This is a genomic window from Mesorhizobium sp. WSM3862, assembly GCF_002294985.1.
GTDB lineage: Bacteria > Pseudomonadota > Alphaproteobacteria > Rhizobiales > Rhizobiaceae > Mesorhizobium.
Map to the genome: position 1 here is coordinate 522991 of NZ_NSGE01000003.1, position 13809 is coordinate 536799.

Below are 13809 nucleotides of genomic sequence, written 5' to 3' on the forward strand. Positions count from 1 at the left end.
TCCGGTCGGCGCGGGCAGGAAGATGCGACCCTTGAGGACCGCATCGCGCCTGATGTGGAGGTGGTTTTCAACATGGGAGGAAATCGATGCTTTCGAGGCTGAGACTGTTCGTGCTTGGCTTGATCGCGGCAATCGCCATTCCGGCGATGGCCGAGGCCAAGACCTTCTACTGGATTTCGCATGGCGGCCCGGCCGATCCGGTCTGGACCTACTTCCTGGCCGGTGCCAAGCAATGGGCGACCGACACCGGCAACAAGGTGAACACCTCGTTCCACAATGGCGACGTTGCCTCGCAGCAGGAGGCTGTTCGCGCCGCCATCTCGGCCAAGGCCGACGGCATCGTCACCACCAGCCCCGATCCGGGCAGCCTCGTCGAGATCGTCAAGGAGGCCCGTGCGGCCAACATTCCGATCATCAACTTCAACACGCCCGACCCGAAGGCCAACTTCAACGCCTATGTCGGCGGCGACAACGTCACCTTCGGCAAGCACTGGGCGCAGTATCTGGTCGACAAGGGCCTGGTGAAGAAGGGCGACTTCGTTTGGATGCCGGTCGAGGTGCCCGGCGCCACCTATGGCGTGCAGGAAGAGGAAGGCATCAAGAGCGTGTTCGAGCCGCTCGGCATCACCTATGAGGTGACCGAGGCGACGCTCGACCAGGCCGAAGTGATCAACCGCATGGTCGACTATCTCACCGCCCACAAGGGCAAGGTGAAGGCGATCATCGGCCTCGGCGACCTGGTCACAGGCTCGGTCAAGCGCGTCTTCGACCAGGTCGGCGTCAAGCCGGGCGAAATCCCGGTCGTCGGCTGGGGCAACTCGCTCGACACCACCCAGGAAGTGCTGAACGGCTATGTGAACGCCGCGCAGTGGCAGGACCCGCAGGCGACCAGCTACATCGCGCTTTCGATGGCGGCGATGGCGTCTGCCGGCATTCCTCCGGGCTTCAACGTCATCACCGGCGCGCTCTATGAAAAGGATACCGCCGGCGTTTATGACAAGATCCTGTCCGGCAAGTAAGACCTGACATTAACGGTCGCGGCTTTCGGGCCGCGATCGCTTCTTGGACCATCGAGTCCTGACTGATCGCAGCGGGCTCGCCAATCATTCACATCGCGGGCCCAATGGAAAACCGTTCCTTCATCCAAAGTTTCATCGCGCGGCCGGAATTCGGGCCGCTGGTGCTGCTGATCGTCGAACTCGTCATCTTCTGGGGCATCAATCCGGATTTCCTGTCGCCGCAGAACATCTCGAACATCCTCGCCTTCACCGTCGAGCTTGGGCTGATCGCGTTGGCGATGACCTTGCTGATGACGTCGGGCGAATTCGACCTCTCGGTCGGCTCGCTGTTCGGCTTCTCGCCGGTGCTGATGTGGACGCTGTTCAATGGCGGGATCACCTCGCTGGAGATGGGCTTAGCCATCGCGCTGGTGGTCGCGGCCTTGATCGGGCTTGTCAATGGCTGGTTCGTCACGCAGCTCAAGATCCCGTCCTTCCTGGTCACGCTCGGCATGCTGCTCGTCGTGCGCGGCACCGCGCTTTTCGTCACCGACGGCCTTCCGCAGCGCACCTGGAGCGCCGAAGGCAGCTGGCTTGCGGACATCCTGGTCGGCGACTTCTACGTCGGCCCGTTCCGCATCTATGCCTCGCTGTTCTGGTTCATCGGCGCCGCGATCGCGCTCGGTTATGTGCTGACGCAAAGCCGCACCGGCAACTGGATCCAGGCGGCCGGCGGCAATCCCAACGCGGCGCGCGCCCGCGGCGTCAATGTCAGCCGGGTCAAGATCGGCCTGTTCATCCTGTCGGCGGTGATGGCCTCGCTCGCCGGCGTGATCTCGTCGCTGCGCACCTCGGCCGCCAATCCGAACAGCGGCACCGGCTACGAGCTCGAGGTCATCGCCATGGTGGTCATCGGCGGCACGGCGCTGACCGGCGGCCGCGGCACCATTATCGGCACGGTGCTCGGCATCCTGATCCTGCGCGTCATGCGCAACGGCATCGTTCTGATCGGCGTTCCGGGACTTGCCTACAACATCTTCATTGGCGCGATCATCCTCGGGATGATGGCGCTGCACTCATGGCTCGAACGCCGGCACCAGGCAGGGACTTGAAGACGATGGCCGAGCCTCTGATCCGCATGACGAACATCCGCAAGTCCTACGGGCGCGTACAGGCGCTGGTGGACGCCAACTTCCACGTCAACGAAAAGGAGATCGTCGGCCTGCTCGGCGACAACGGCGCCGGCAAGTCGACACTGATCAAGGTGCTGTCGGGCGCGGTGCCGCTCACCAGCGGCGACATTTTCGTGCGCGGCAAGAAGGTGAATTTCCGCAGCACCAGCGACGCGATCGCTGAAGGTATCGAGACGATCTATCAGGACTCCGCGCTTGTCACGCAGCTGTCGATCGCCCGCAACCTGTTCCTGGGGCGCGAGCCGATCAAACCGCCGCGTTTCCTCAACCGCATGAACCAGGAGGCGATGAACACGGTGGCGCGCGACCTGCTCAGGCAGGTCGGCATCTCCAAAAACATCCCGCCGACGACGCCGATCGGCTCGCTATCAGGCGGCGAGCGGCAAGCAGTGGCGATCGCGCGCGCCATGCATTTCGACAGCGACCTCATCATCCTCGACGAGCCGACCAACAATCTCGGCGTTGCCGAGACGCAAGGGGTGTTGAGCTTCGTGCGCGGCGCCCGCGATTCCGGCCACTCCTGCATCTTCATCGCCCACAACATCCACCACGTGTTCCAGGTCGTCGACCGCATCGTGGTGATGCGCCGCGGCAAGGTGGTGGCCGATGATATCGATCCGAAGAAGACCACAGTAGCGGACGTCGAACGCGTCATCACCGGCATGTCGGACAAGGAGATCCGCGATGCGATTTCCGACGGCCCGCAGCCGCATGGCTGATTTGGCCTGACTTCGATTTGGCTGACAGGGGCTCGCATCCCACCCTATGACCGGACCCATGAAAGCGACCGTAGCCGACATCGCCAGAAGCTGCGGCTTGTCGACCGCGACCGTAGACCGAGTGCTCAACAACAGGCCGGGCGCAAGCGCGGCCAACCGGCAGCGCGTCTTGGAGGCGGCAAAGCAGCTCGGCTATCTGCCGACGCTCGATCAAGTCGTGCTGCCGTCGAAGCCGGCGCATCTCGAATTCTTCCTGCCGATCGGCAGCAACGCCTTCATGGCCGACCTTGCCCATCATATCGAGGACTATGCCGCGCGCCTGCCGCTGGTCGCCTCCTGCCGCATCCACAACCTCGCCGGCATATCGCCGGGCGCGCTGCAAGGCGCGATCGAGAACCTCTCGCTCAAGGCCAACGGCGTCGGCGTCATCGCCGTCGACCATCCACGCACGCGCAACATTTTGCGCGAGTTGGTCGAGGCCGGCATCCGGCTGGTCACGCTGGTTTCCGATGTGCCCGCGGCCCCTCGCTCGGCGTATGTCGGCATCGACAACCGGGTTGCCGGACGCACGGCGGCGCTGCTGATGGGCCGCTTCCTTGGCGGCCGGATCGGGCACCTCGCGATGGTCGTTGGCTCGCGCTCCTATCGCGGCCACGAGGAGCGCGAGATGGGTTTCCGCTCGGTGCTCGCAGAAGAGTTCCCCAATCTCACCGTCTCCAGCGCCGTCGAGATCAACGACGAGCCCGACGCCAGCTACAGTGCGACCATGAAGGCCTTGCACAACGAACCGGAACTGCTCGGCATCTACTGCGTCGGCGCCGGACGCTCCGGGGTGGCCAAGGCGTTGCTCGAAGCCAGGCCGCGCAGAAAGCCCGTCTTCATCTGCCATGACCTGACCAGGGAAACACGCCGCTATCTGGTCGACGATCTCGCCGACGTGGTCATCGACCAGAACGCGCGGCTGATTGCCGAGCAAGCAGTGATCCGCCTGCTCGGCTCGATCGCCTCGTCGGCGCCGTACCTGACCAAAAAATTCATCGAGCCCCGGCTGATCATGAAGGAAAACGTGCCGGTGCAGTAGTCGCGAATGGCATCATGCCGTCGCCTCACCGATTTGTCAGACGATTGATCCGGCAAATCTGCACACCAGCTATGCACGTTTCGCAGTTGCCGAATGGTTGGGCAAATCGTAATTATTGCGGCGTCGGATGTCTTCCTCCTCCCAGACACCGGCGCTGAATGCGGTGCTCCTCCTCCCGCGCCGTATTCGAAATCGAAGCCCGCTGCCTCCTCCTCCCGGCAGCGGGCTTTTTCTTTGCCTGCACTTAGGCGGAAGCGCCCCTCACCCGGATATTGCCGAGTCGAATTGCCTTGCAATTCGAGCAATCCGAACTCTCCTGGGGAGAGAGGAGACGGGTCAGCGCCGGCGCTGGCCTGGCCGCAAAGCGGCCGCATCAGGGGAAGCCGCCTTCAGCGTGCCCGGAACGAGGCGATCAGGCTTTCGGCCATGCGCACGAACTGCGCGCTCGGGCCCTCGGCGCCAACGCTCTGCATCGAGACGCGCGCGCCTTCGAGCAACAGCGACAGCGTATCGGCGAGCAACTCGGCCTGGCCGATGCCGGCATCGCGGCAGAGCGCAACCAGCTTCTCGCGCTGGGCTTCCTTCAGTTCCTTGATGACGCGCCGTGCCGGGTGATCGGTCTCGGTGAGCTCGACGGCGGCATTGGCCATGTCGCAGCCGCGACTGTCGGCGCTGAGCAGCTCCGAAGCCTTGCGGACCCAGGCATGCAACTGCGCGAGCTTGTCGCCGGGATGCTCGGCCTCGAACTCGTCCCATATCCTTGAAGCCTTCGCCGCCGTGGCGCGCAGGCATTCGATGATCAGATCGTCCTTGGATTCGAAATGACGATAGAGCGTCATCTTGTTGGTGCCAGCAGCCTCCGTGATGGCGTCGACGCCGACGCCCTTGATTCCGTGCTTGTGGAACATGTCCTGCGCCGTTTCCAGGATCCGATCCCGGGGGCGGGAACGCTCCGCAACGCCGTCAGTCATCATGCTCTCCTTTCGTCGTTTCCAAAAAAACCGAGGTCACCTCTTGACTAGGGTGTTACCGGTCTGTAACTTTCAGATGTTACTTACTGGTAACACCTATATCACTCCCCGTCAAACGACAAGGCCCACCGATAGCCCTGCCAGAGTGAGATAGGACAGAAAACCTGCCTGTCATGCGGCTTCGGCCGGTGAAAACGAGAAAAAGCGGTCCGTGATCATGCGATGCGGGCCGCAGCAAGGAGCCGCTCCTATGCAAAAGCGCAAAGACCTGACGATCGACGAAGCCATCCGGGATCCGATGATCCGGCTGGTGATGAAGGCTGATGGGCTCGATCCCGCCGCCTTCGAACGGATGCTGCGCTCGCACGCCGCGGCACAGGCGCCGGACGATGTCCTGCCATCCTTCCTGGAGGATTCCGGTTCCGTCCGGGCCCGGCGCATGCGCCATTTTGCAAAACCGTTCGGCGAGGCATCCGCGTCATGGTGAACTTCTTCATCCACCGCCCGATCTTCGCATCGGCGATCGCCATCATCATGGTGCTCGCCGGTGCGATCGCCTATTTCCTGCTGCCGGTCTCGCAGTTCCCTGACATCACGCCCCCGCAGGTCGTGGTCAGCGCCCATTATCCAGGCGCCAGCGCGCAGGTGGTGGCCGATACGGTCACCACGCCGCTGGAGCAGCAGATCAACGGCGTGCAAGGCATGACCTATATGTCGTCGACGAGCTCGAATGACGGCTCCTCGACCATCACCATCACATTCGACGTCGGCTATCCGCTGAGCACGGCGGCCGTCGACGTCCAGAACCGCGTCTCGCAGGCCGCATCCTCCCTGCCGGCCATCGTCAACCAGGGCGGCGTCACGATCAAGAAGCAGAACCCGAACTTCGTTCTGATCGTCGACCTCACCTCGCCCGACGGCTCGGTCGATCCGGTGGCGCTGAGCAACCTCGCCTATCTCCAGGTCGTCGATCCGCTGAAGCGGCTGCCCGGCGTCGGCGACGTGCAGATTTTCGGCGAACGGCGCTATTCGATGCGCGTCTGGCTCGATCCGGACAAACTGGCCAATCTCGGCATCACCGCCGTCGATGTGCAGAACGCCATTTCCGAGCAGAACGTGCAGGTGGCGGCGGGCAAGATCGGCCAATCGCCGGCGCCGGCCGGCACCGCCTTCGAGATGCAGGTCAATGCGGTCGGCCGTTTGAGCGACCCGAAGGAATTCGGCGACATCGTCGTGCGCGCCAACTCGCAGAACGGCTCGCTCGTGCGTCTGCGCGACGTCGCCCGCATCGAGCTCGGCGCGCTGCAATATTCGTCATCGGCCTTCTTCGGCAAGGACCCGACCGTGGTGCTCGCCGTCTACCAGATGCCCGGCTCCAACGCGCTCGACCTGCAGCAGCGGGTCAAGGACAAGATGCAGGAATTGTCGGCGCGCTTCCCGAAGGGCGTCCACTACGCCATGCACTACGATACGACGCGCTTCGTCTCGGCCTCGATGCATGACGTGCTGATCACGCTCGGCGAAGCGCTGGTGCTGGTGGTGGCTGTCGTCTTTATCTTCCTGCAGAGCTGGCGCACCACCATCATCCCGACCATCGCCATCCCGGTGTCGTTGATCGCGACGCTGGCGGTGATGTACATGCTGGGCTTCTCGCTCAATATGCTCTCGCTGCTCGGCATGGTGCTGGCGATCGGCCTTGTCGTCGACGACGCCATCGTCGTGGTCGAGAACGTCGAGCGACAGCTGGAGGCCGGCCTCAAGCCGCTCGCCGCGACGCGCGCGGCGATGGCCGAAGTGACTGGCCCAATCATCGCCACCACCGCGGTGCTGATGGCGGTGTTCATCCCGGTCGCCTTCATCCCCGGCGTTTCGGGACGGCTCTACAACCAGTTCGCGCTTACCGTTGCGATCTCGGTCGGCATCTCCGCCTTCAACTCGCTGACGCTGAGCCCGGCGCTGAGCGCCGCGTTCCTGCGCCATCGCGGCGAAACGCAGTTCGTGCTGTTCCGCTGGTTCAATGCCGGCTTCGACTGGCTGTCGCATGCCTACGCGCATGGCGTGCACATTCTGATCCGGCTGCGCTGGGCCATGCTCGGCCTGTTCGCGGCGGGCCTGGTCGCCACCTATTTCGTCTGGCAGAAGCTGCCCTCGACCTTCCTTCCGGTGGAGGATCAGGGTTATTTCTTCGTCGTCATCCAGCTGCCGGACGGCGCTTCGCTGGAGCGCACCGACGCGGTGGCGCAGAAGGCGCGCGACATCCTGCAGAACACGCCCGGCGTCGACATCGTCGGCTCGATCAGCGGCCTGAACTTCCTTACCAGCGCCGCGCAGTCGAACTCGGCGGTGGAGTTCGCCATCCTGAAGCCGTGGGACGAACGCGGGCCAGACCAGAACGCATCGAAGCTGGTCGCCGAGGTGCGCAACAAGTTGCTGCAGATACCGGAGGCGTTTGCGCTCTCCTTCGATCCACCCTCGATCCCGGGCCTCGGCACGACCGGCGGCTTCGAATTCCAGGTGGAAGACCTTTCGGGCCGCGGCAGCGCCGCGCTCAACGAGGTCACGCAGGCGTTGATCGCGGAAGCACGCAAGCAGCCGGAGCTCAATCCGCAGCAGCTGTTCTCGTCCTTCTCGACCTCGACGCCGCAGTTCAACTACGACCTCGACCGCAGCAAGGCGAAGCTGCTCGGCCTCAACCTGCCCGACGTGTTCAACACGCTGCAGATCTATCTCGGCTCGCTCTACGTCAATGACTTCAACCTTTTCGGCCGCACCTTCCGGGTGACGATCCAGGCCGACAAGGACGCGCGTGGGAACGCGAACGACATCTCGCGCCTCTACGTGCGCAATGCGTCCGGCGGGATGGTGCCGCTGAGCACACTGGGCAAGCTGGTGCCGATCGTCGGTCCCGAGACGGTGCCGCATTACAACAACAATGCATCCGCCCTCATCAACGGCGGCGCGGCGCCGGGCTTCTCGTCCGGACAAGCAGTCGCAGCCATGGAGCGGGCGGCGGCAAACGTGCTGCCGCGGGATTTCGGCTATGAATGGACCGGCATCACCTATCAGGAGCTCCAGGCCGGATCGATCGCCTCGATCGTGTTCGGCCTGGCTATCGTGTTCGTCTTCCTGATCCTGGCGGCGCAGTATGAAAGCTGGGCGATGCCTTTCATGGTGCTGCTTGCCGTGCCGCTCGCTTTGTTCGGCGCCTTCGTCGTGCTCTTGCTGCGCGGCATGCAGATCGACGTCTACTCGCAGATTGGCTTCGTCATGCTGATCGGCCTGGCGGCGAAGAACGCGATCCTGATCGTCGAGTTCGCCCGACGGCGCCGCCAGGAAGGCCTGACCATCGTCGAGGCGGCGATGGAAGCCGCGCGGCTGAGGCTGCGGCCGATCCTGATGACCGCCTTCGCCTTCATCCTCGGCGTGCTGCCGCTGATGTTCGCGACCGGCGCGGGCGCCGCCAGCCGGCAGTCGATCGGCACCACCGTCTTCGGCGGCATGATGGCGGCGACGATCTTGTCGCTGGTCTTCGTGCCGGTCTTCTATGCGGTGATCGAGAAGCTGCGCGAGCGCGGCGGTGAGAGCGAACCTGCCGCGGGGCCTCACCATGCCCCGCACCAACAAGAGATTGAACCGACCGCCGAGCCCGTCCGGCTCGCCCAGGCGGCCGAGTAGGATTGGAGACCAACATGCGTAAATGGAAAATCGCTTTGGGAACGGCGGTCGCGCTGGGCGCAATCTCGGTGGCAAGCGTGCACCTGCTCGACATGGGCAATCTCAGCCTCAGCGCCAGCACGGCGGGCGCGGCACCTGCGCCCAAGGCGTTCGTCATGCCGGTCCCGGTGGTGAACGTCGTCAAGAAGACGCTGCCGATCTATCTCGACTACGCCGCGCGCGTCGAGCCGATCCGCAACATCACCCTGCAGGCGCGCGTGCCGGGCTATCTGCAGGAGCAGACGGCGCAGGACGGCAGCGACGTCAGGCAGGGCGACCTGCTTTACCGGATCGCGCCCGAGGACTACCAGGCAGCGCTCGACCAGGCGAAGGCGCAGGTGCAGCGCGACGCGGCAGCGCTCGAATACGCGCGGTCCAATCTGGGCCGTGGGACCGACCTTGCCAAGGCCGGGTACCTCGCGAAGGACAGCTTCGACCAGCGCACCAGCAACTTGCGCACGGCCGAAGCCGCCCTCGCGGTCGACCAGGCGGCGGTGCGGACGGCCGAGCTCAATCTCGGCTATGCCGAGATCAAGGCACCGTTCTCCGGACGGATCGGCCGCAACCAAGCCTCGGTCGGCACCCTGGTGAGCGTCGCCGGCACGGTTCTCAACACGCTGGTGCAGCTCGACCCGATCTACGTCACCTTCAATCCGAGCGAGACCGACCTCGTCCAGATCGAGCAGGCGAAGGCCAACGGTCCGATTGCGGTCGACGTGCTGTTGCCCGGTGAGACCGAGCCCAGCCAGAAGGGCCAGCTCACCTTCATCGACAACACGATCGATCATTCGACCGGCACGATCACCGCGCGGGCGACGATCGGCAACGCCAAGTTCGCGCTGCTGCCCGGGCAGTATGTGCGCGTGCGGCTGCATGTGAAGGAGCAGCCCAATACGCTGATGGTGCCGCAGGTGGCGCTGGGTTCCAGCCAGCTCGGCAAATACCTGTACGTCCTCGGCAAAGACAACACTGTAGACCAGAAGCTGGTGTCGCTCGGCCCGACCGACGGCGATCTGATTTCCGTCACCTCAGGCATCTCCGAGAGCGACCAGGTGATCACCGGCAATTTGCAGAAGATCGGACCCGGAATGCCGGTTTCTCCCTTGCCGGAAACGAAACCGGCCAGCTGATAGTCCCCCATCAGTCCCGGTCCGACGGCGCCCTCGACACCCCACATCGAGGGCGCCGTTTTGTTTGCGCGCCTGCCATCCGCGAAAAAACGATAGCCATCCTCTTGTTGGATTGTCGACAACCTGCTTGTCTTGCAGTCGGTTCATCCGGAGTGGCCCACATGTCAAAGCTGGATTTCAGTCCGATCGCGGATACGACGCGCAGGGCCGAAATCGTCGCGCTGCTCAGGCGCGCCATTCTGACCGGCCAGCTGGAGCCTGGGCAGAAGCTCAACGAACTCAGAATTTCCGAGCAGATGCGGGTAAGCCGCGCGCCGCTGCGCGAGGCGATGCGCGAACTGGTGCAGGAAGGTATCCTGACCAGCATTCCCTATGCCGGAACCTTCGTGGTCGACGTCGCCGCCAAGGACATCGTCGACGCCTATTCCCTCAACAAGGTGCTCGACGACTTCGCCATCGAGCTCGCCTGGCCGCAGCGCGACCAGCGCTTCTTCGACGAGCTCGACCGCCGCCACGAAGCGGTGAAGCAGGCGACCCGGGCGCTCGACACCACGCGCCAGATCGAGACGGCGCTGCAGCTGCACGGGCTGGTCTATGAGTGGGCCGACAATTCGGTGCTGCTCGAAACCTGGCAGCGGCTGACCAGCCGGCTGCAAATGTATTTCGCCCTGCACCAGCGTGCGCGGAACGAGCCGGTACCGGCCGAGGACCTGCACGAAACCTATGTGGCGCTGCTCAAGGGCACGGACATGCGCGCCGCCCAGCGCCATGCCCGCGAGCATATCGACAACGATTTCGAAGCGCTTCTTGCCTATGCGCGCAGCCTCGAAAAGCGCGCATAGAAGGGCGCCTGACAAACCCGCGGACAAACGGATACAAACGTGAAGATCAAGAGCATAAAAGCCTACCATGTCGTGCAGCCCTTCGTGGACGGGCCCTACCGCATGTCCAAGGGCCGGGTCGCCGACTGTTTCGATGCGGTGATCGTCGCCATCACTTCCGACACAGGCGTGACCGGCTGGGGCGAGATGGCGCCGCTCGGCAATTTCTACTCGGCCGCGTTTCCCGCGGGAACGCGCGCGGGCGTGCCGGAGATCGCGCCGCATCTCATCGGCCATGACCCGCGCGGGCTGGCCGGCATCGGCAGGTTGATGGACACGGTGTTTAAGGGCCATCCCTACGTCAAAGCCGCGCTTGACATGGCTTGCTGGGATCTCGCTGCCCGTGCGGCCGACGTGCCGTTGGTAGCGATGCTCGGCGGCCGCGAGAGCGAGACGGCGGAACTTTACCGGGTCGTGACCCACGGCACGGTCGACCACATGGCGGCACTTGCCAAGCGCATCGTTGCCGAAGGCTACCATCGGCTGCAGGTCAAGGTCGGCGGCAATGTCCGTGACGATATCGAGCGCGTGAGCGCCGTCGCATCAGCCGTGCCGAAGGGCACGGTGATCTTCTGCGACGCCAATGCCGGCTGGACGCCCTACCAGGCGCGCCAGTTCGCCGACGCCACGCGCGGCATCGACTACACATTCGAGCAGCCCTGCACGACGATCGCGGAGAATATGTCGGTGCGCCGCATGCTCGACAAGCCGATGGTGCTCGACGAGTCCGTCACCTCGCTGGGTGAGATGCTGGAAATCCAACGCCTAGGCGCAGCCGATGGGCTGACGCTGAAGATCTCGCGCCTCGGCGGCGTGACGCAGACGCGGCTGATCCGCGACGTCGCCGTCGATCTCGGTTTCATGATCACCGTCGAAGACACCGGCGGCGCGGAGATCGACACCGCCGCGATGGCGCATCTGTCGCTGTCGACGCCGGAAGAGCGCCGTCTGCATGCGATCGCCTTCCACGAATGGGTGACGGTGCGCACCGCCTCCAACAAGCCGCCGGTCGCGGGCAGCCGCATGGGCATTCCCGACGGCCCCGGGCTCGGCATCGACGTGGTGCCGGACCTGCTCGGCAAGCCGTTCTTCGAGATCGGCTGAGATGAAGATCGGAAGCAGCGCGGCAACGCCTATCCGGCTAGCAGGCTTTTCGCTGACCTGAACTGGGAGATCGCCAAAAGGAAAGGAGACCGGCAAATACCGAATAGAGGCGGCCACGATTTCGATCGGGGCTGCGAGCCCGAGCTAGGCATGCATCAAGAAAATCTGACTTTTCCGCTTCAAGGAGCGGATGGACCGGACCAAACTGCATGTTACAGTTCGTTCGACCGAATTCTTGACGATGGCCGGGACCGGAGAACTCCACGGAATGTCGTCAACCGAAATGCACTCGCCAACCACAAGAACTGGGGAAAGGGTTTAGACCCATGAGCAAGAACTACCGCGTTCTCGATCTCATCCGGCGCAACCGCACGCCGCTTGAAAATCACCTCATTGACGGGCTCATCGACGGCCGCGTCAGCCGCCGCGATTTCGTGCGCCACGGCAGCCTACTCGGCCTGTCGCTGCCGCTTCTCGGCCGCATCGGCATGGCCGCCGGCTTCGGCGCGGCGCCCTCGCTTGCCCGCGCCCAGGGCGCGCCGGGCGCCACCATCCGCGTCGGCAGCAGCGTGCCGGCCGCCGCGATCGACCCGGTCACCATCGCCGACGCCGGCGGCCTGCTCGTCATGCAGCAGGTCGCCGAATTCCTCTGCGTCGACGGCCCCGACCTGGTGCTCAAGCCGGCACTCGCCGAAAGCTGGAAGCCGAATGCCGATGGCTCGGTGTGGACCTTCACGCTGCGCAAGGGCGTCAAGTTCCACTCAGGCGGCGAGATGAAGGCCGAGGACGTTGTGGCCAGCATCGACCGGCTTGCCGATCCCGCCAACTCCTCCAACGCGCTGTCGGTGTTCAGCGGCATCCTCTCAAAGGGCGCCAGCAAGAAGGTCGACGACTACACGGTGGAATTCCACCTCGACGCGCCGAACGGCAACTTCCCCTATATGCTGTCGTCCGACAACTACAACGCCGTCATCATCCCGGCAAGCTACAAGGGCGATTACGAAAAGAGCTTCGACGGCACCGGGCCGTTCAAGCTGGAGAAGTACACGCCCAAAGTCGGCGCCTCCTTCGTTCGCAATGAGAACTACTGGGGCGAAAAGGCCCTGCCGGAGCGCACCGAATTCACCTTCTTCACCGACATCCAGCCGCAGATCCTAGCGCTACAGGGCGGCCAGATCGACATCATCAATCAGATGCCGGTGCTGGCGGGCGTCGCCGTCCTCAACGACCCGAACGTGAACGTCATCAGCCTGAAATCGTCGGCGCATCAGCAACTGCATCTACGCTGCGACGACGGTCCGATGAAGGACCCGCGGGTACGCCGCGCCATCGCGCTCAGCATCGATCGCAAGAAGTTGGTCGCCGGCCTGATGAAAGGCCGCGCCCAGGAAGGCAATGACGGCCCGTTCGCCGGGGTCTATCCGTCGACGGACACCAGCGTGCCGCAGCGCGAGCAGGACATCGCGCAGGCCAAGCAGCTGATGGAAGCGGCCGGCGCCGGCAAGGGGTTCAAAATAACGCTGACCACCGAGCGCTATCTGGAAATCCCCGAATACGCGCAGCTGATCCAGAACTGGGTCAAGGAGATCGGTATCGAGCTCGAGCTCAACATCCTCGACCAGAGCGCGTATTACGGCGATGCGGTGTTCGGCAAATCGAACTGGCTGGATTCGGTGATGGGCATCACCGACTACGGCCACCGCGGCGTGCCGAACGTCTATCTCGCGGCGCCATTGAAGAGCGAAGGCACCTGGAATGCCGCGCATTTCAAGAACAAGGACTATGACCAGCTGGCGACCAGCTATATCGCGGCCCTCGACCTCGAGGCGCAGAAGGCTGCTGCCGGCAAGATCCAGAAGCTGCTGCTCGAGGAAACGCCGGTGATCTTCGGCTATTTCTACGACTACCTGACTGCGACGGCGAAAGGCGTGGCGGGCGTGCAGCCCACCGCCATGTCGCAGCTGTTCCTCGAAAAGGCTTCGAAAGCCTGACGCGAGGGAGCAAGCTTATCCCTGACG

Annotated in this window: 11 protein-coding genes; 10 read left to right on the plus strand and 1 reads right to left on the minus strand. The window is 63.9% G+C overall.

What is annotated here, in order from left to right:
• The first annotated feature begins 86 nt into the window (after positions 1–86).
• From CK224_RS10975 to CK224_RS10990, 4 genes are all read left to right on the plus strand, one after another.
• The gene (locus CK224_RS10975; RefSeq protein ID WP_066988900.1) at positions 87–1019 is read left to right on the plus strand and encodes a substrate-binding domain-containing protein; all 933 of its coding nucleotides are present in this window, start codon (positions 87–89) and stop codon (positions 1017–1019) included.
• Between the two features lie 104 nt (positions 1020–1123).
• On the plus strand, positions 1124–2110 hold the full coding sequence (locus CK224_RS10980) for an ABC transporter permease (protein WP_095781765.1): 987 nt from the start codon (positions 1124–1126) through the stop codon (positions 2108–2110).
• A gap of 5 nt (positions 2111–2115) precedes the next feature.
• Complete coding sequence (locus CK224_RS10985; RefSeq protein ID WP_095781766.1) at positions 2116–2910, plus strand: ATP-binding cassette domain-containing protein; 795 nt, start codon at positions 2116–2118, stop codon at positions 2908–2910.
• A 58-nt stretch (positions 2911–2968) separates the two neighbouring features.
• On the plus strand, positions 2969–3991 hold the full coding sequence (locus CK224_RS10990; protein ID WP_095781767.1) for a LacI family DNA-binding transcriptional regulator: 1023 nt from the start codon (positions 2969–2971) through the stop codon (positions 3989–3991).
• Positions 3992–4380: 389 nt separating this feature from the next.
• On the opposite strand, the gene CK224_RS11000 is transcribed toward CK224_RS10990, so the two are convergent.
• Positions 4381–4962: a TetR/AcrR family transcriptional regulator gene (locus CK224_RS11000; protein ID WP_066989382.1), complete on the minus strand. Its 582-nt coding sequence runs from the start codon at positions 4960–4962 to the stop codon at positions 4381–4383.
• A gap of 250 nt (positions 4963–5212) precedes the next feature.
• On the opposite strand from CK224_RS11000, the gene CK224_RS11005 reads away from it, so the two are divergent.
• The 6 genes from CK224_RS11005 to CK224_RS11030 all read left to right on the plus strand — a co-directional run bounded on the left by CK224_RS11005 (position 5213) and on the right by CK224_RS11030 (position 13782).
• Positions 5213–5449, plus strand: a complete 237-nt coding sequence (locus tag CK224_RS11005; RefSeq protein ID WP_095781768.1) for a hypothetical protein — start codon at positions 5213–5215, stop codon at positions 5447–5449.
• Positions 5443–8637 carry a multidrug efflux RND transporter permease subunit gene (locus tag CK224_RS11010; protein ID WP_095781769.1) on the plus strand — a complete coding sequence of 1065 codons (3195 nt, stop codon included), beginning with the start codon at positions 5443–5445 and terminating at the stop codon, positions 8635–8637. The genes CK224_RS11005 and CK224_RS11010 overlap by 7 nt, the downstream gene beginning before the upstream one ends.
• Before the next feature lie 14 nt (positions 8638–8651).
• Positions 8652–9806 (plus strand): efflux RND transporter periplasmic adaptor subunit, encoded by a 1155-nt coding sequence (locus CK224_RS11015; RefSeq protein ID WP_095781770.1) that lies wholly within the window; start codon positions 8652–8654, stop codon positions 9804–9806.
• A 161-nt stretch (positions 9807–9967) separates the two neighbouring features.
• Positions 9968–10648: a GntR family transcriptional regulator gene (locus tag CK224_RS11020; RefSeq protein WP_095781771.1), complete on the plus strand. Its 681-nt coding sequence runs from the start codon at positions 9968–9970 to the stop codon at positions 10646–10648.
• A 39-nt stretch (positions 10649–10687) separates the two neighbouring features.
• The gene (locus CK224_RS11025) at positions 10688–11791 is read left to right on the plus strand and encodes a mandelate racemase/muconate lactonizing enzyme family protein (protein WP_095781772.1); all 1104 of its coding nucleotides are present in this window, start codon (positions 10688–10690) and stop codon (positions 11789–11791) included.
• 326 nt (positions 11792–12117) lie between these two features.
• Positions 12118–13782 carry an ABC transporter substrate-binding protein gene (locus CK224_RS11030; RefSeq protein WP_095781773.1) on the plus strand — a complete coding sequence of 555 codons (1665 nt, stop codon included), beginning with the start codon at positions 12118–12120 and terminating at the stop codon, positions 13780–13782.
• Positions 13783–13809 lie beyond the last annotated feature (27 nt).